This is a genomic window from Mechercharimyces sp. CAU 1602 (assembly GCF_024753565.1).
Taxonomy (GTDB): Bacteria; Bacillota; Bacilli; order Thermoactinomycetales; family JANTPT01; genus Mechercharimyces.
This window is the reverse complement of the sequence record NZ_JANTPT010000002.1, coordinates 104,242-122,263: the sequence shown is the minus strand read 5'-3', so window position 1 is coordinate 122,263 and position 18,022 is coordinate 104,242. Positions and strand designations below refer to the sequence as shown.

At 45.7% G+C, this 18,022-nt stretch carries 15 protein-coding genes, 2 tRNA genes and 1 other RNA gene; 16 read left to right on the top strand and 2 right to left on the bottom strand.

Going from position 1 to position 18,022, the window contains the following annotated elements; genetic code table 11:
- Window positions 1-29 precede the first annotated feature (29 nt).
- From whiA to NXZ84_RS11660, 3 genes are all read left to right on the top strand, one after another.
- Window positions 30-980 carry a DNA-binding protein WhiA gene (gene whiA, locus NXZ84_RS11670; protein WP_258840503.1) on the top strand — a complete coding sequence of 317 codons (951 nt, stop codon included), beginning with the start codon at window positions 30-32 and terminating at the stop codon, window positions 978-980.
- Window positions 981-1,014: 34 nt separating this feature from the next.
- Window positions 1,015-1,278, top strand: a complete 264-nt coding sequence (locus NXZ84_RS11665) for an HPr family phosphocarrier protein (protein ID WP_258840502.1) — start codon at window positions 1,015-1,017, stop codon at window positions 1,276-1,278.
- A gap of 323 nt (window positions 1,279-1,601) precedes the next feature.
- Window positions 1,602-3,434 (top strand): monovalent cation:proton antiporter family protein, encoded by a 1,833-nt coding sequence (locus NXZ84_RS11660; protein WP_258840501.1) that lies wholly within the window; start codon window positions 1,602-1,604, stop codon window positions 3,432-3,434.
- Between the two features lie 54 nt (window positions 3,435-3,488).
- Here NXZ84_RS11660 and clpP read toward each other — a convergent pair whose 3' ends face one another.
- Entirely contained in the window at window positions 3,489-4,082 is a 594-nt protein-coding gene (gene clpP / locus NXZ84_RS11655; RefSeq protein WP_258840500.1) for an ATP-dependent Clp endopeptidase proteolytic subunit ClpP, read from the bottom strand.
- A gap of 162 nt (window positions 4,083-4,244) precedes the next feature.
- A tRNA-Arg gene (locus NXZ84_RS11650) sits at window positions 4,245-4,319 on the bottom strand.
- Window positions 4,320-4,575: 256 nt separating this feature from the next.
- Between NXZ84_RS11650 and rpoN the strand changes: the two genes are divergently transcribed.
- The 13 genes from rpoN (at window position 4,576) to NXZ84_RS11585 (ending at window position 17,923) form a co-directional block, all read left to right on the top strand.
- Window positions 4,576-5,937 carry an RNA polymerase factor sigma-54 gene (gene rpoN, locus NXZ84_RS11645; RefSeq protein WP_258840499.1) on the top strand — a complete coding sequence of 454 codons (1,362 nt, stop codon included), beginning with the start codon at window positions 4,576-4,578 and terminating at the stop codon, window positions 5,935-5,937.
- Window positions 5,938-6,049: 112 nt separating this feature from the next.
- A complete protein-coding gene (locus NXZ84_RS11640; RefSeq protein ID WP_258840498.1) occupies window positions 6,050-7,093 on the top strand; it encodes a sugar-binding transcriptional regulator in 1,044 nt (347 codons plus the stop codon).
- Between the two features lie 13 nt (window positions 7,094-7,106).
- Window positions 7,107-8,117, top strand: a complete 1,011-nt coding sequence (gene gap, locus NXZ84_RS11635) for a type I glyceraldehyde-3-phosphate dehydrogenase (RefSeq protein WP_258840497.1) — start codon at window positions 7,107-7,109, stop codon at window positions 8,115-8,117.
- A 122-nt stretch (window positions 8,118-8,239) separates the two neighbouring features.
- Entirely contained in the window at window positions 8,240-9,421 is a 1,182-nt protein-coding gene (locus tag NXZ84_RS11630; RefSeq protein ID WP_258840496.1) for a phosphoglycerate kinase, read from the top strand.
- Window positions 9,422-9,453: 32 nt separating this feature from the next.
- The gene (gene tpiA / locus NXZ84_RS11625; RefSeq protein WP_258840495.1) at window positions 9,454-10,221 is read left to right on the top strand and encodes a triose-phosphate isomerase; all 768 of its coding nucleotides are present in this window, start codon (window positions 9,454-9,456) and stop codon (window positions 10,219-10,221) included.
- Window positions 10,218-11,765 (top strand): 2,3-bisphosphoglycerate-independent phosphoglycerate mutase, encoded by a 1,548-nt coding sequence (gene gpmI / locus NXZ84_RS11620; RefSeq protein ID WP_258840494.1) that lies wholly within the window; start codon window positions 10,218-10,220, stop codon window positions 11,763-11,765. Before tpiA ends, gpmI begins: the two co-directional genes overlap by 4 nt.
- 12 nt (window positions 11,766-11,777) lie before the next feature.
- The gene (gene eno / locus NXZ84_RS11615; protein WP_258840493.1) at window positions 11,778-13,067 is read left to right on the top strand and encodes a phosphopyruvate hydratase; all 1,290 of its coding nucleotides are present in this window, start codon (window positions 11,778-11,780) and stop codon (window positions 13,065-13,067) included.
- A gap of 192 nt (window positions 13,068-13,259) precedes the next feature.
- Complete coding sequence (gene secG, locus NXZ84_RS11610) at window positions 13,260-13,490, top strand: preprotein translocase subunit SecG (RefSeq protein ID WP_258840492.1); 231 nt, start codon at window positions 13,260-13,262, stop codon at window positions 13,488-13,490.
- A 160-nt stretch (window positions 13,491-13,650) separates the two neighbouring features.
- Entirely contained in the window at window positions 13,651-14,475 is an 825-nt protein-coding gene (locus NXZ84_RS11605) for an alpha/beta hydrolase (RefSeq protein WP_258840491.1), read from the top strand.
- 13 nt (window positions 14,476-14,488) lie between these two features.
- Window positions 14,489-16,792, top strand: coding sequence for a ribonuclease R (rnr, locus tag NXZ84_RS11600; RefSeq protein WP_396654038.1), 2,304 nt, complete (start codon window positions 14,489-14,491; stop codon window positions 16,790-16,792).
- A 73-nt stretch (window positions 16,793-16,865) separates the two neighbouring features.
- Entirely contained in the window at window positions 16,866-17,330 is a 465-nt protein-coding gene (gene smpB / locus NXZ84_RS11595) for an SsrA-binding protein SmpB (protein WP_258840489.1), read from the top strand.
- Between the two features lie 67 nt (window positions 17,331-17,397).
- Window positions 17,398-17,765, top strand: a transfer-messenger RNA (tmRNA) gene (gene ssrA / locus NXZ84_RS11590).
- 83 nt (window positions 17,766-17,848) lie between these two features.
- Window positions 17,849-17,923: transfer RNA gene (locus tag NXZ84_RS11585), tRNA-Thr, on the top strand.
- Window positions 17,924-18,022: the final 99 nt, after the last annotated feature.

The window sequence follows — 18,022 nt, the reverse complement described above, 5'->3', positions numbered from 1 at the left end:
TGGTGGATGGAAGAGAGTAGGAATGAGTGATGTCCTTTACGGGTAGGATGAAAAACGAACTGAGTCGCATCGATGTAAAACCCTCTAGTGCACGTGCTGAACTCTCAGCAATTGTGCGTATTGTAGGTTCGCTTTCTATCTACGATAAGCGTCCAGTGCTGGACCTTCATACTGAAAATGCCTCGATTGCACGCAGGATCTTCAGCCTCTTTAAACTGTTGTATGCGGTTCAACCTGAAGTAATGGTGCGGAAAAAAGCGCGTTTAAAGAAAAATAATGTGTATATTATACGTGTGCTTGACAAAACAGAGTCGATCTTAGAGCATTTATGTATTATGAGAGTCGGGCTTCATCGCATCGAAGGTATCTCTTCGGAGTTGATTGGAGAGGAGTATTGTCGTCGCTCCTATCTTCGAGGTGCTTTTTTAGCAGGAGGATCGGTCAATAATCCTGATAGTGGATCGTATCACTTAGAAATTATCTCAACTTATCATGATCATGCTGAACATCTGTGCGAGTTGTTACAAAAATATCACCTGCATGCAAAACTGATTGAGCGTAAGAAAGGATATGTGGTTTACTTAAAGGAAGCAGATAAAATAGGTGAACTCCTCAACCTGATGGGTGCGCACCAATCACTTCTTCATTTTGAAGATGTTCGCATCATGAAAGATATGCGCAACTCGGTAAATCGCCTCGTTAATTGTGAAACAGCTAATCTAAACAAGACGATTCAGGCTAGTATGCGCCAGGTGGAAAATATTAGACTGATCGAAGCGGAGATGGGACTAGAAGAACTTCCGGAGCGATTGCGGGAAGTAGCAGAAGCACGTATTCGCTACCCTGATGTAAGCCTAACTGAATTAGGGCAACTATTACCTGGGGAAGTAAGTAAATCGGCCGTCAATCATCGTCTCCGCAAAATTAATGAATTGGCTCATCGGATTCGTAAAATGTCAGGTGAGGATGAAACTTCATAAATGATTAAATGGGGACAGGAAGGGGGAGCGCAAGATGACAGAAAAAGAAGTAGTGATTCGCTTAGATACGGGGTTACACGCTCGTCCAGCGGCGCGCTTTGTACAAGAAGCTAATAAATTTGCGGCAGAAATTTTTGTTTCGAAAGACGGAAAGAAAGTAAATGCAAAAAGCATCATGGGAATTATGAGTTTGGCGGTTGCCAAAGGGGCTGCGATGACCATCATTGCAGATGGCACAGACGAAGAGGAAGCGGTTCGCCGTCTAGAGAATTTGATTAGTCGGGAGAGCTTAAAATAGTGAAGTCCCTTTCTCCAGCTGCCATATCATGGTGGCTTTTTCGTATCTTTGTGAGCAGATCCCTGTAGGTGTGTGCTTTTTAGGAAGTGTCTCTTCTCTATGGAGGAACATTTCCTACGATTTACTGGACAGTCTTTATACTTCTGGATATATTATTAACAGAGTGATTGAGGCTCTTGTAAATTGTCACCTTCCACAGCTTTTCTGTGTGATAAACGACAAGTAATCTGTAGTAGAAAATTTGACCGTCATTCATGATGTGTGCGAACGCGAACACGAGCACACAAATACATCAGAACATGTAGTGGCACAGGAGGCTTAGTATGGAGGGAACCCATTCTGTTACATCACTTATGGTTGTGGTGATTGTTGCATTTCTTATACCGATTGTCTTGCATCGACTAAAATTAAAATTTATTCCTGTGGTGGTTGCCGAAATTATAGCAGGGATCGTTCTGGGGCAAAGTGGGTTTCAAGTCATTCATGAAGATCAATTTCTTGAACTACTTTCTACCTTGGGGATCATCTATCTGATGTTTCTCAGTGGCTTGGAGATCGATTTTGACCTGATACAAAAAAGTAACAAAAAGAAAGATAAAAAAGCGGGTAATCCACTTATTATTAGCGTGGTTAGCTTTTTTACGATTTTATTTCTCTCTTTTGGCATGGCGTGGGGAATTCAAGCTCTCGGGTTTGTCGATGATGTCCTCTTTATGACACTGATCATCTCGACCATCTCAGTTAGTATCGCACTGCCTATATTGAAAGATAAAGGCTTTCTTGATACTACATATGGGCAAGCGATTTTATTGACGGCTGTGATCGCGGATTTCGTTACGATGCTGTTGTTAGCGATCCATATATCTTTAATACGGTCGGGAGAGAGTGTGTTTAACACTCTATGGTTATTACTGCTCTTCGTTGCATTCTTTGTTGTCTATCGTATGATTCAAATCTTTAAGCCCTTTAAATTGGTGGAAAAAATTAAATTAGAAACAATTTCGATCAGCACACGGGGTGTGTTTGCTCTGATATTGCTCTTTGTAGCCTTATCAGAAGGAGTAGGGGCAGAAAATATTTTAGGTGCCTTCTTAGCTGGGGTAATCCTGTCTCTGATGTATCCGAGCAAGCCGTTTGTAAAGCAGCTGAATGCGTTTGGCTATGGATTTCTCATTCCCATCTTCTTTGTGATGGTGGGGGCGGAGCTCGATCTAAAAGGGCTGTTACAAGAGCCTAGTGCACTGTTGATGCTCCCGATTCTCCTCTTTGCAGCTTATTTCTCGCGTGTGTTGGTGATCCTCTTATTCCGTCGATGGTTTAACATGAAGCAATCGATTGGAGCTGGGCTATTGCTAAGTTCGCAACTTAGTCTAGTGATTGCGGCGGCAGCGATTGGAATTGAGATGAAAATTATTGATGAGACGATGAATACTGCATTAGTGTTAGCAGCGGTGCTAACGACTTTGATCTCACCTATCTTATTCCAAAAGATCTTGCCAGATCGGGAAAAGGAACAGCGGCATACAGTGTCGTTAGTAGGGATTAATCTGGTTACTCTTACGTTAGCTCAAGATCTATTTGATGATAAGTATCAGGTGACGGTATATGGTTCCGACAAGTCCAACTTGGAGTCGGATAATGAACGTCCATATCCAATTGTCCAGCTACCTGTGATTGATGAAGAATCATTGGAAGCTGAAGGAGTGATAGATAGCGATATTGTTGTCTTCTTCACCAATGATGATGAGAAAAACGTTCGTTTGGCATGTTGGGCAGAAAAAGAAGGGGTAGAGCAAGTCATTGCACGGATGGAGGATAAGGCTAATCTGAAATTGCCGAAGGAGTCGGCCATTCATCTCTTCTCCTCATTTTCAGCCAATAAGACCTTGTTGCTCTCCTTGATTGAACATCCGTCGATGATAAAAATGGTATCGGATAAAGAATCTCATATGCAAGAAATACCCTTATGTAATGAGCGTTTCCATGAACGCCGCGTACGGGATTTGCCATTCTTAGGTGATACACTCATTATACGCGTTTTCCGGGGTGATGAAGTGATTTTACCTCATGGTGAGACACTTTTGTTGCTAGGGGATCGGCTAATTATTAGTGGAACACCAGAACATGTGCAACGATTGCGAGAGATGTTAAAATAAAACAGAACCCCCTCTCTTCTTATGTAGAAGAGAGGGGGTTCTGTTTTTAACAAATTATTTTGCTGCTGGCGGCCGTTCGATGACTTCATCGACCAAACCGTATTTCTTTGCTTCGTCAGCTTCGAGGAAGAAGTCGCGGTCAGTATCTTTTGCGATCTTCTCTAGCTTTTGTCCGGTTTGTTCTGCTAGAAGCTTATTAATCTTATCGCGCATGGCGAGAATGCGTTTAGCCCCAATTTCAATATCGGTCGCTTGTCCGCGTGCACCACCTAGAGGTTGGTGGATCATGACTTCACTGTTAGGAAGAGCATAACGCTTTCCTGGGGTTCCAGAAGAGAGTAGGAATGCGCCCATGGAAGCGGCCATACCAACACAGATGGTTTGCACATCACATTTGACCAAATTCATCGTATCGTAGATGGCGAAACCGGCAGTGATGGAGCCACCGGGGGAGTTGATGTATAGGTGAATATCTTTTTCAGGATCGTCTGCACTCAAAAAGAGAAGCTGTGCCACAATGGTATTGGCAACAGCATCATTAACCTCACTACCGAGAAAAATAATGCGATCTTTTAAGAGACGGGAGTAAATATCATAGGAACGTTCACCACGATTGGTTTGCTCTACTACATAAGGGACTAGATTCATGACGTAAGTTCCCTCCTTAAAGTGATTTGACAACTTAGTGTAATCATATACGAAAGGTCAACAAAGGTCAAATGTTTTTTGCCTGCCCTATCAATATATACCCAAGTACGAAAAAATACACTCTCACCTAGAAGGTGAGAGTGTATTCTGCAATAACTCTATTGGCGCGCCTACCAGGATTCGAACCTGGGCACCTGGTTCCGGAGACCAGTGCTCTATCCCCTGAGCTATAGGCGCATAAACGGTAACAATAATACCGACAAAGACCATTATATCGCATTGAATTGTGGAACGCAAGAGGAAGGAAGATAAACTGGGATGAGAAGAGAACTATTACTTGTAAAAAGAGGAACAGCCTTAACTTAGCCCCTCTCTATACCATACATATGATAAAATAAAAGATATGAAAAGAAAGTGGCATCCTTTAGCAGAACGCTCACATATAATAAAGAAATCGAAAAGCGGAGGTGAGTATCTGAAGATGACTCTCTCCATGGAGTTTGGGTTTAATCAAGAGCAGAAATTAAGCGTAACCATGACACCGCAGTTGCGGCAGGCACTTCATATTTTACAATTACCGGCATATGAGCTGCTCACCTTTCTGCAAGAAAAAATCATAGAGAACCCATTACTGGAATCCGAAGAACAGATAACGCCTACTGAACGGGAAATGGAAGCGTGGGCAAAGTTACAAAGTGAACGAGGAACAGCCTCCGTTCATATAGGAAATGAAAAGGAACATGTACTTGAGCGCCTCTCCTCTGCTGGGGACACATTAATGGTGGCTTTAGAAGCACAGTTGCGCGAATTAACATTAACTGCATATGAATACAAGGTCTGCCTCTATCTAGCGGGTAATCTGGATGAAAAAGGATATTTACAAGTGGAAGATGAAGCAATATGTAAGCGCTTTCATTTAAGTCGAGATGAATATGAAAATTGCATAACGATCGTTCAATCACTAGATCCGGCGGGCGTGGGTGCTCGATCCTTGGCGGAGTGTCTTGAGTTGCAGCTTCTTCGCCAGAATAAGGGTGAGGAAGCGAGGGAGGTTGCACTTGCCATTGTAAAAGATCATCTACATGATTTGGCGGCTCATCGACTCAAAAAGATTGCGACTGCACTCTCTGTTAAGTTGTTGTGTGTGCAACGAGCGCTAGACCTAATTTTGAAGTTGGATCCAAGACCGGGCGCGGTTTATGTGTCTGAGCCGGCACGATACCTTTTACCGGATGTTATAGTGGATTGGCAGGAAGGAGCGTATGAGGTTTCTATACATGATCCTTATATTCCACGCCTGCGCCTGAGTCCATATTATCATCAACTGATGCATCGGAAGGATGAAGGAGAAGGAGCAGCTCAGGCGACACGTTATTTAGAGAAACGGTTTCAAGCAGCCAAATGGTTAATTAAAAATGTGGAGCAACGTCGCTTAACCATGTATCGAGTGAGTGATTGCATCGTGCGAAGGCAGCGTGATTTCTTTGAAAATGGGAAAGGATTAATCAAGCCACTCACTTTACAACAAGTGGCAGATGAACTTTCACTGCATGAATCGACCGTGAGTCGAGCGACCCAACATAAGTATATGCAAACGCCTTATGGAATCTTTCCTTTTCGTTTTTTCTTCCAGACCAAAGTGACGACGCATGTGGGTGAAAATACTTCCACGTATCAAGTAAAAAGGTTGATTAACACGTTGATTGTGGAAGAAGATAAAGAAAAGCCGCTTTCCGATCAAAAAATATCTCAAGTGTTAATGGAGCGTGGGATTCGCATCTCGCGCCGGACAGTAGCCAAATATCGTGAGGAGATGAAAATTGCAGCTTCTACCCATAGACGACGCTATGTTTAAAGGTGTAGAATAGAAGGTAAGAGCATATTATACAATCTGCCTTCTTTTTTTACACCTTGCGGGACATAATATTTATAACGGGACATTATAAGTCCCTTGGAGGTGGTGGAATGTGGGTAGAGAACGCGAGCTGTTGCATTTGCAACAGGAATTGATGCCGGATCTGCTGGAGCGGATGCATTTACGGTACGAGATATTGCGCTACATCCATTGGAAACAACCGTTAGGAAGGCGGGGATTGGCGCAAGCGATGGGGATGACGGAGCGGACGCTTCGGGCAGAGGTAGAATATCTCCGTGATCTGGGTTTACTATATATGCAAACGAGTGGGATGGTGTTGGCTGAGAAAGGTAACAATTTAATTGCAGAGTTGGAACCGATGATGAAGGTGATCAGCGGTCGCTCCGAATTGGAAGAACAGCTGCGTTTTGCTCTACGGTTAAAACATGTGGTAATTGTGCCTGGAAATGCAGATGAGATGGACACGACTAAGCAAGAGATGGGACAGGCGGGCGCATATTTGGTACAGCGCTTTGCAAAAGAGCATGATGTCGTCGCTGTTGCTGGCGGTAGTACAGTGGCTGCGGTGGCAGAACGCATGACACCTTCTTCCATTTTCCGTAGCTTAACGTTTGTTCCTGCCCGCGGCGGATTGGGTGAAGCGGTAGAATTAGAGGCAAACTATATTGTGTCCCACATGGCAAATCACACGGGTGGAAATTACTCCTTAATGCATTTACCGGATCAGTTGAGTGAGGATGCGTACGAGGTGATTGCAAAAGAGCCTCATGTGGAAAAAGGATTAAAGAAGATTCGTTCTGCCAATATGGTGATTCATGGAGTAGGTGAGGCAGAAGCGATGGCAACCAGACGCAACCTTACTCCTGCCCACAAGGAAGCTTTGCTTTTAGCTGGTGCCGTAGGGGAAGCATTCGGCTACTATGTAGATGTTTCAGGTAAAGTCGTTTTTCGCAGTCGAACGATTGGCTTGCAAATTGAAGATTTACAACGGATGGATACCGTGATTGCCGTTGCTGGTGGTAATAGCAAAGCTGCTGCAATTGGAGCGATATGCGCTTCGATGGGAACAGATATGCTTGTCACGGACGAGGCGGCAGCACGATTAATAGTGGATCATCATAAACAACATTCCTGAGGAGGATAATGATATGACTAAAACAAAAATCGGTATTAATGGGTTTGGTCGGATTGGACGCAGTGTGTTTCGGGCGATGTTAGGTCATCCCAATGTTGAAGTGGTAGCGATTAATGATTTGACGGATGCCGAGAGCCTGGCTCATCTATTAAAGTACGATTCTGTACATGGTCGCTTAGATGCTAGCGTTGAAGCTGGTGAAAACGCGATTATGGTAAACGGGACTGCGATTAAAGTGTTTGCAGAACGTGACCCTGCTCTACTTCCATGGGGAGAAGAAGGTGTCGAGATTGTGATCGAATCGACGGGCCGATTTACAGAGCGTGAGGCGGCTGCTAAGCATTTACAAGGAGGAGCGAAAAAAGTAGTTATCTCCGCACCGGCAAAAGGTGAAGATTTAACTGTAGTGATGGGTGTGAATGAAGATCAATATGATCCTAATAGCCACCATGTCATTTCTAACGCTTCGTGTACGACAAACTGCTTGGCACCAGTTGCTAAAGTGCTCCATGAATTGTATGGAATTCGTCGCGGTCTAATGACAACGGTCCACTCCTACACCAATGATCAACAAATTTTGGACCTCCCCCATAAAGATATGCGCCGTGCGCGGGCAGCAGGCATGTCGATCATCCCTACTACGACGGGTGCTGCTAGAGCGGTAGGAAAAGTGTTACCTGAATTAAACGGGAAGTTAAATGGATTTGCCATGCGTGTTCCCACACCTAATGTCTCTGTCGTCGACTTTGTGGCTGAATTGGATAAAGAGGTAACAGTAGAGGAAATCAATGCCGCACTGCAACATGCTGCGGAAGGAAAGTTAAAAGGGATCTTGGCTTTTTCCGATGAGCCATTAGTGTCACGCGATTATTATGGCGACGCACACTCTTCTATTGTCGATGGTTTAACCACGATGACGATGGAGGGAAATATGGTGAAAGTGGTATCTTGGTATGATAATGAATGGGGCTACTCCAGCAGAGTGGTCGACCTAGCGGATTATATTGCCAAGCAAGGGTTATAAGAAATAGAATAAGGAGAGCACTTCTGTAAAGACCGTACGTATTGATGAAGCTACGGCGCGAGGAGCCGCTCTCCTTTTCGCTTGTATTTAAGGCGTAACCTATTGTCAAGGAGGCACAATATATGAACAAGCAATCAATACAGGATGTGAATGTTCAAGGCAAGCGAGTATTTTGTCGCGTCGACTTTAATGTTCCGCTCCAAGACGGACGGGTAACAGATGATACGCGAATCAGGGCGGCGCTCCCTACCATCTTATATTTGCGGGAACAAGGAGCGAAAGTGATATTAGCGAGTCATCTCGGACGACCTAAGGGAAAAGTAGTGGAAGAATTACGGTTAGATGCTGTGGCCAAACGCCTTTCTAATCTACTTGGTATTACGGTCGCAAAAGCGGATGAAGTGGTGGGTGAGGAAGTACAAAAGTATGCCCACAATATGAAGCAAGGGGAAGTATTTCTATTAGAAAACCTCCGTTTTCATCCGGGTGAAGAAGCAAATGATCCCCAACTCGCACAGGCGATGGCAGGGTTAGCGGATGTGTACGTCAATGATGCCTTTGGTGCTGCCCACCGCGCACATGCTTCGACGGAGGGAATCGCCACTCATCTCCCAGCGGTTGCCGGATTGTTGATGCAAAAAGAATTGGAGATATTGGGGCATGCGTTGGAACAACCAAAGCGTCCGTTTACGGCGATTATTGGTGGTGCCAAAGTGAAAGATAAGATCGGAGTGATCGAACATCTCCTCGATGTGGTCGATTCTTTGATCATAGGTGGAGGCTTAGCGTATACATTTCTACACGCTCAAGGACATGAAATTGGGAAATCGTTGTTAGAAGAAGATAAAGTGGAGTTAGCAAAGTCATTTATGGATCAGGCGAAGGCGAAAGGCGTTCAGTTACTCTTGCCGACGGATGTCGTTGTGGCGGAACGTTTTGCCGAAGATGCAGAAGCAGAAGTGGTTGATGTTTCTAATATACCGGCAGATAAGCAAGGACTTGATATTGGTCCTGCTACGAGAGCCACTTTTGCCGATGTCATTCATTCTTCACAACTGGTTATCTGGAATGGACCGATGGGTGTTTTTGAGTTTGATCGTTTTGCTCAGGGAACGTTTGCGATTGCTCAAGCGATGGCAGATTCAGGCGCCCTTACGATTGTAGGTGGAGGGGATTCCGCTGCCGCCATCGAGAAATCGGGGTTGGCAGAACAGGTGGATCATATTTCTACCGGTGGGGGTGCTTCTTTGGAACTGATGGAAGGGAAGGATTTGCCTGGTGTCATTGCATTACACGATCGTTAATCAACTCTATATGACGAAGGAGATGCACTCTCATGCGAACACCTATAATTGCAGGTAACTGGAAGATGAACAAGGATCAGGAGGAGACGATAGACTTTATTCGTTCTTTTCCTGCCTCTACCCTTCCTGCCGATGTATCCGTAGTACTATGTGTTCCTTTTCCCGTTATCCCGCTGTTGGTGCATGCGGCTGAGGAGACAGATGTGGCGATAGGGGCGCAAAATATGCACTGGGAGAACGAGGGTGCCTACACAGGTGAAGTAAGCGCTACGATGCTTGTCAAGGCAGGAGTCGAATATGTAATCTTGGGTCACTCTGAGCGCAGGCTTTACTTTATGGAAACCGATGAGATGATCAATCGCAAAGTGAAGAGTGCGCTTGCAAGTGGGTTAACCCCTATCGTGTGCGTAGGAGAGTCGCTGGCAGAACGTGAAGCACAGCAGACGACTGACGTGGTTAGAAAGCAAGTACTACGAGCATTAGCGGGTATTGAAACGACCGTATTGGAACGTGTGGTGATCGCGTATGAACCGGTATGGGCGATTGGAACAGGCAAAGCTTCTACCCCTGTAGAGGCGGGTAAAGTGATCACCTCCATTAGAGATACATTGCGGGAACAATTTACTGTTGCGGTGGCAAATGCAGTTCGTATCCAGTATGGAGGTAGTGTAAAACCAGATAATATTGCCGCCTATATGGCAGAAACAGATATCGATGGAGCCCTAGTAGGTGGAGCTAGCTTAGATCCCACTATGTTCTTCCACTTGGTGAAAGCGAGCATAGGAGGGGATGAAGGATGACACAGCGCAAACCAGTCGCCTTAATCATTCTCGATGGATTTGCTTTGCGCGAAGAGCGGCATGGTAACGCTGTCATGCAGGCGCATAAACCTAACTTTGATCGCTTGTGGGAGCAATATCCGCACACACAGCTACAGGCGAGCGGTGAAGCAGTTGGACTTCCTCCGGGGCAGATGGGTAACTCTGAAGTAGGTCATCTCAACATTGGTGCCGGACGTATTGTATATCAAGACTTTACACGAATCAGTAAAGCAATCGAATCGGGGGATTTCTTTACCAATCAGGTACTGCTGGCGGCGATGGAGCAGGCAAAAAACAAGGGAACTCAGCTCCATCTCATGGGCCTACTATCCGATGGTGGGGTACATAGTCATATCGACCATCTCTATGCGTTATTAGAGCTGGCAAAGCAGGTAGGATTGAAAGATGTGTATATACATGCTTTTATGGATGGACGTGACGTTTCTCCCACCAGTGGAGTGGACTATTTAGAACAGTTAGAAGCGAAAATAGAAGAAATAGGTGTGGGTAGACTCGCCTCACTGCACGGACGTTATTTTGCTATGGATCGCGATCAACGCTGGGAGCGTGTGCAACAATCGTACCGTGTGCTCGTAGAGGGTGAAGGGGAGAAAACCTCCGACCCGATCGCTACTCTGCAGCGAGCATATGAGCAGGAAGTATATGACGAATTTCTTCCCCCTACTGTCGTTATAGATGAAGAGGGGAAGGAACGTGCTACGATCTGTGATAATGACACAGTTATCTTTTATAACTTCCGCCCCGATCGTGCTATTCAATTGTCGCAATCGCTAACTTCCTCTTCGTTTATGGGGTTTGAACAGAGCAAACGTCATCCGCATGAGCTTTCATATGTGTGTCTGACGCATTATAGCGATTCGATCCAAGCAGAAATCGCGTTTGATTCAGTCGATTTAGAGGATACATTCGGAGAGGTAGTCTCCCGTGCAGGATTAACACAATTGCGGATCGCTGAGACGGAAAAATATCCGCACGTCACCTTTTTTTATAATGGAGGACGAGAGGAGCCTTTTATAGGTGAGGAGCGAAAATTGATTCCATCTCCTAAAGTGGCAACGTATGATCTGCAACCAGAGATGAGCGCATATGAGCTGACAGCGCAACTGGTGACTGAGATTGAACAGGAACATTATGATGTGGTTATCTTAAATTTTGCTAACCCGGATATGGTAGGTCACTCAGGCAAGTTGAATGCCACGATTCAGGCGGTAGAGGCAGTAGATGATTGCTTGGGACAAGTGGTTCGTGTCATTGAGGAAAAAGGTGGGGTAGCGATGATTATTGCTGACCATGGTAACGCCGATATGGTACTGGACGAGCAGGAACGACCTGTCACTTCTCACACTACTTTTCCCGTACCCTGTATTGTGACAGACGAGTCGATCCATCTGCGAGACGGGGGTATTTTAGCTGATGTGGCACCTACCTTGCTACAGTTATTGCAACTTGATAAACCAGCGGCCATGACTGGGAAATCGGTAATTGATACACCAACTAACTAGGGGGTTTTAGCTATGACCATGATTGAAGATGTATTTGCGCGTGAAGTGATTGATTCTCGTGGGAATCCAACCGTGGAAGTGGAAGTGATTTTGGAATCAGGAGAGCTGGGAAGAGCGATCGTACCGTCGGGTGCCTCTACGGGTGCATATGAAGCGGTGGAACTGCGGGATGGAGAAGAAGGACGCTTTATGGGCAAAGGGGTGCTACAAGCGGTCCAAAATGTGAACGAGGTTATTGCCCCAGCTTTGGAAGGGTTGGATGCGCTGGATCAAGTGCAGATTGACGCGATCCTTACTCAATTGGACGGAACAGAAAACAAAGGGAACTTGGGTGCGAACGCTATTTTGGGTGCTTCAATAGCGGTAGCGCGGGCGGCTGCACAAGCACTGGAATTGCCATTGTATCGGTATATTGGTGGGATTAATGCGAAGCGTTTACCTGTCCCTATGCTCAACATTCTCAATGGGGGCGAACACGCGGATAACAATGTAGACATACAGGAGTTTATGGTGATGCCTATCGGTGCTCCTACCTTTGCGGAAGGATTGCGGATGGGGGTAGAAGTATTTCATCACTTGAAAAAGGTTTTGTCAGAGCGAGGCTTATCTACCGCTGTTGGGGATGAAGGCGGGTTTGCTCCAAATTTGTCCTCTAACGAGGAGGCGTTACAAACGATTGTAACGGCGATTGAGCAAGCAGGATATGAACCGGGAGTAGATATTGTTCTCGCACTAGATGTCGCTGCTACAGAGTTGTATCAAGACGGGGAGTACCATTTTGCGGGTGAAGGCATCCGCCGCTCGACAGAAGAGATGATCACTTTCTATGAGGAGCTTGCTCACAAGTACCCAATTTATTCTATAGAGGATGGATTAGCAGAAGATGATTGGGAAGGGTGGAAAGCATTGACCGATCGACTCGGTAAGCGTGTCCAACTGGTCGGGGATGATTTGTTTGTTACCAATACAGAACGCCTGGCACGAGGAATTGAAGAAGGAGCTGGAAACTCCATTTTGGTAAAAGTGAATCAGATTGGAACATTGACAGAGACGATGGAAGCGATCGAAATGGCAAAAAAAGCTGGTTTTACGGTAGTGATCTCCCATCGCTCAGGCGAGACAGAAGATACTACCATTGCTGACCTGGCAGTAGCAGTTGGATCAGGGCAAATTAAGACGGGCGCCCCTTCACGGACCGATCGTGTTGCCAAATATAATCAACTATTGCGGATTGAAGAAGAGTTGGATGTGTGTGCTGAATATCCAGGGAAAAGTTCCTTTTATCAGCTTAAACGGGACTAAGGACTGGGGAGCTAGCCAACTATGAAGTGGGTAGAAAAGAGGGCTATCATTGGATAGCCCTCTTTTCTCTTTAATGTGTAACGTGTTCATATGCGTAGGGAAGGAGTAGTTTCTGAAGGCCTCCGCTATATTGCAAAATAACTGAAATTGTGATAGATTAAGCTGTATGAGTAGTGACGGGGGGTGGAACGGGTGGCAATAGCAGCAAAGATCATACTTGCGATCATCAGTATTGGCTTGATCGTCGCAGTTCTCTTACAATCAGGTAAAAGCGCAGGCCTATCCGGTGCGATTGCTGGTGGTGCGGAACACCTTATGGGTAAAACGAAGGCAAGAGGGATGGATGCAGTCCTTAACAAGGTAACCATCGTGCTAGCCGTCTTATTTATGGTGATGGCGGTAGCGGTAGGCTTGTTCGTATAATATAGCTTAAATATGCCTGACTTGGAACAGCGGGAGCAATCCGGCTGTTTTTGTTTATTTTGCATCCGTTTCTTCCGTTGTCACCAGGGGTGAAAAAAGTCGTGGTATGATTAGAGTACGGTACTTTCGCACAAAATGAATATAAAGGGATGAAGAGGGTATGAAAATAGTAGAGCGTTCGACACAGCCGTTTTTATATTCGGGAGGAGAAACGGGCATCTTATTGGTACATGGCTTTACAGGCTCACCGTCCGAGCTACGACCGTTAGGAAAACATCTGCACGAACAAGGGTATACGGTGCATGCGCCCCTATTAGCAGGTCATGGATCGTCTCCTGAAGAGATGGAAAAAACAGGTTGGGAGGACTGGTGGGGAAGTGTATTGGAAGGCTATAACCATTTGCAAGCGCAGGGGGTAGAGCGGATCATTGCTTGTGGTTTGTCGATGGGGGGAGCTTTGGTGCTCCATCTAGCTCATATGAAACCGCTGGCAGCTGTCATTCCCATGTGTGCTCCCATTTGGGTACAGGATCGACGCGCTCCTTTAGCGGATGTTTTACAGTATGTTGTTCGTTTCCGTCCGCGCGGAGGGGAGAAACCGGCTCATATTGAACAACATATTGTTCCCTATGATCGCACGCCGATGCGCAGTGTGGCCAGCCTTCGAAAATTTATTCGCCACTTACGCAAAACTTTGCCCCACGTTACGGTTCCTGCACTTGTAGTACAAGCGAGGCAAGATGAAACGGTGCGCCCTGAGAGTGGTCAATATATATTTGATCATATTGCATCGGAGAATAAGCAATTGATCTGGTATGAAAAGTCAAGTCATATCATTACGGTGGATCGTGAACGGAAGCAATTATTTGAAGATATTTCAACCTTTATTCAAGAGGTACTGCCAGCAGTTCCAGCAATGGAACCCGACCACTGGGGTGGTGAGATGATAAAGGAGGAAGGAGAGAGAGATGGACTTAGAATATAATATCTTAGAGTTTATGAGGAAGAAAGCATATAAGCCGATGTCATTTAATGAATTGGTGGATACCTTTGCTGAGCAACAAGATGATCGCGATCAATTTCAATATGTGTTAGATAAGTTGGAGGAGGGGGGACATATTGTTCGTACGCGCGCCCAGCGATACGGGGTGCCCGAACGCTTAAACTTAGTTCGTGGTACACTTCAAGGTAACGCAAAGGGGTTTGGTTTTGTGTTACCTGATCACCCCGACTTTTCTGATGTCTTTATCCATGCGAATGATTTGAATGGAGCTATGGATGGAGACACTGTGTTGGCACGGCTGCATGGTAAAGGAAAGCAGGGACGACGGGCAGAAGGAGAAGTCGTTCGGATTATTAAACGTGGTCGGCAGGAAGTAGTGGGCACTTTTCATCAGGCCTCCCAATATTTTGGGTTTGTTGTGCCGGATGATAAACGGCTGGCCGCTGATATCTTCATACCACACGAAGCACAGGCAGGGGCAACGGATAGGCAGAAGGTCGTCGTACAGATTAAGATTTATCCACAGGGAAGAAAGAACGCAGAAGGTGTTATTAAAGAGATTATCGGCCACAAGGATGATCCAGGGGTAGACATCTTATCTATCGTGCGCAAACATCAATTGCCCGAATCTTTTCCGGAGGAAGTACTGCAGGCGGCTGAACAAGTGCCTGATTCAATCAGTGAGGCGGAAGTTGCAGAGCGTCGTGATTTGCGCGATCGTCAAATGGTTACCATTGATGGGGCGGATGCGAAAGATTTAGATGATGCTGTTTCCATTGAGCAATTGGAACATGGACACGTGCGGTTAGGCGTACATATCGCCGATGTTAGTTATTACGTACGCGAAGATAGCGCGTTAGATGAAGAGGCGATGAGACGGGGCTGCAGTGTTTATTTAGTTGACCGTGTTATACCGATGTTGCCACCACGTCTATCTAATGGCATCTGTAGTTTAAATCCCCAGGTAGATCGCCTGACGATGACGTGTGATATGGAGATTGACTCTAGCGGGGATGTCGTTGATTACGATATTTATCCCAGTGTGATTCGTACAACAGAGCGGATGACATATGCGGATGTAAAAAGTATTTTGGTTGATGGGGATCCTGCGTTGATTGAACGGTACGCACAGTTGATCGACGATTTTCGCCGTATGGAAGAACTATCGTTAACCTTGCGCTCGAAGCGTATGCGCCGGGGGGCGATCGACTTTGACTTCACTGAAGCAAAAATTTTGGTAGATGAAGATGGAAAACCGACAGATATCGTTCCCCGGCCTCGCACCGTAGCCGAGAGAATGATTGAAGAGTTTATGTTGATTGCTAATGAGACGGTGGCAGAGCACTTCTTTCGGCAGGAAACACCGTTTGTCTACCGCATTCATGAAAAGCCAAACAGCGAGAAGCTTCAATCCTTTGCAGAGTTTATTACTCACTTTGGCTATCAGTTGCGTGGGCAGACAGATGACATTAAACCGCGTGCTCTACAAGATGTTTTGGAAGAGATTGCTCATACCCCGGAAGAAGCAGTGATTAGTAAGGTGATGTTACGTTCGATGCAGCAAGCAAAGTATTCACCGGAAAGTTTGGGTCACTTTGGCTTAGCAGCGAAATTTTATTCTCACTTTACGTCTCCTATTCGTCGCTACCCTGATTTAATCATTCATCGCATTATCCGTGAGTCGGTGACGGGTCAGTTGACACCAGAACGGAAAACTCATTATCAGCAAATTCTAGGTGATATTTCAGAGCAATCATCCCGTCGCGAACGGATGGCTATCGACGCCGAGCGTGAGACGAACGATTTGAAGAAAGCTGAATTTATGGTAGATAAAGTAGGAGAAGAATTTGATGGAGTGATCAGCAGTGTTACCTCCTTTGGTCTATTCGTCGAGTTGGAAAATACGATTGAAGGACTGGTTCATGTTAGTTACATGACCGATGATTACTATCATTATAATGAGCGAACCTATACGCTAAATGGGGAGCTCTCTGGCAAGGCGTATCATATGGGGGATGCCGTACGTGTAAAAGTGATGGGTGTCGATTTGGAAGAGCGCAAGATCAACTTTGAATTATTGGAGAGCGGAGAAGGAAGCACAACGCGCCGGCCAACAAAACAACCGCAGAAAAAATCGGCAAATAAGCGAGCGGGTCATGGGAAGCGTAAACCTAAAACAAAGGTGAAAGCCAAGAGTGGATCCCCTGTCAAAGGGAAGTCTTCTGAAGGCTCTCCTAAGGCGAAAAAGAAGAAGAAAAGCTATAGAAACAAGGCGAAAAAGAATAGAATGGCAAAGTAGGTTATTGACGGAATGCCAATATTCTTGCTAAAATATAACTCCGTATAGCTAACAGTAGTGGGTGGTGAGAATATTGGCGAAAAAAGGGAGTCGTGTCATTGCACAAAATCGCAAAGCACGTCATGATTACCTTATTGAAGAAACGTTTGAAGCTGGACTTGTATTGACAGGAACAGAGATCAAGTCGATCCGCCAGGGACGTGTTAATTTAAAAGATAGTCATGCGCTCGTCAGCGGTGGTGAAGTAAAGTTAGTCAACATGCATATTAGTCCGTTTGAGCAGGGAAACCGCTTTAATCACGATCCAACACGAACGCGTAAGCTCTTGCTCCATAAGAAGGAGATTAATAAGCTTATCGGCTTGATTAAACAGAAGGGTTATACTTTAATCCCCTTAGATTTACACCTTCGCAATGGCTATGCCAAGATTCAATTAGCACTAGCTAAAGGGAAGAAGACGCATGACAAACGGCAAGCAGTGGCAAAGCGGGATGCTGATCGTGAGATTCGCAGACAGCTGAAAGAACGGCAGATGTAGGCTTCCTCCTTTACATTAATGGATAGTTGTGATAGAATAGGTACCTGAAACGTTGATTTATTCCCGCGGGGGCGTTTATTGGATTCGACGGGGACAGATCGAGCGTTAGTAGCGAGTCGAGGGGCAGCGTCCTCGTAAATAACGCGAACGCCTAATATAACTGGCAACGATAACAATTACGCTCTAGCTGCTTAATTTAAGCTAGCTAGGATCCGGTCCACCATCGTCCGTGTGGTGTTTTCCCGGGTCTCATAATCTAGCGGACTAGCTGGTCAGGAGTGCTATCGACTGACGAGTGAATGATAGATAGCTGGTCAGACGAATAGCCTGTCGTTGGGCAGTTCGGCTGATGAGACTTCAATACAACGACTGCACTCGGAGAATCTAACGTGGCGATGTCTTCGGACAGCGGTTCAACTCCGCTCGCCTCCACCATAATAAATGACCGTCCAAGTATAGACTCTTCTATCAAAGCATGCTATAATCATGAGGGTCTGATGGCGATCATAGGTGAATAAGCTGGAGTAGCTCAGGGGTAGAGCAACGCACTCGTAATGCGTAGGTCGGGGGTTCAATTCCCTTCTCCAGCACCATGAAAAGACAGGGTGAATGTCCTGTCTTTTTGTATATGATCATGATGAGATCTGTGTATAATGTGAGTGATATGTACTTCTTGACATCGCATCAGATAT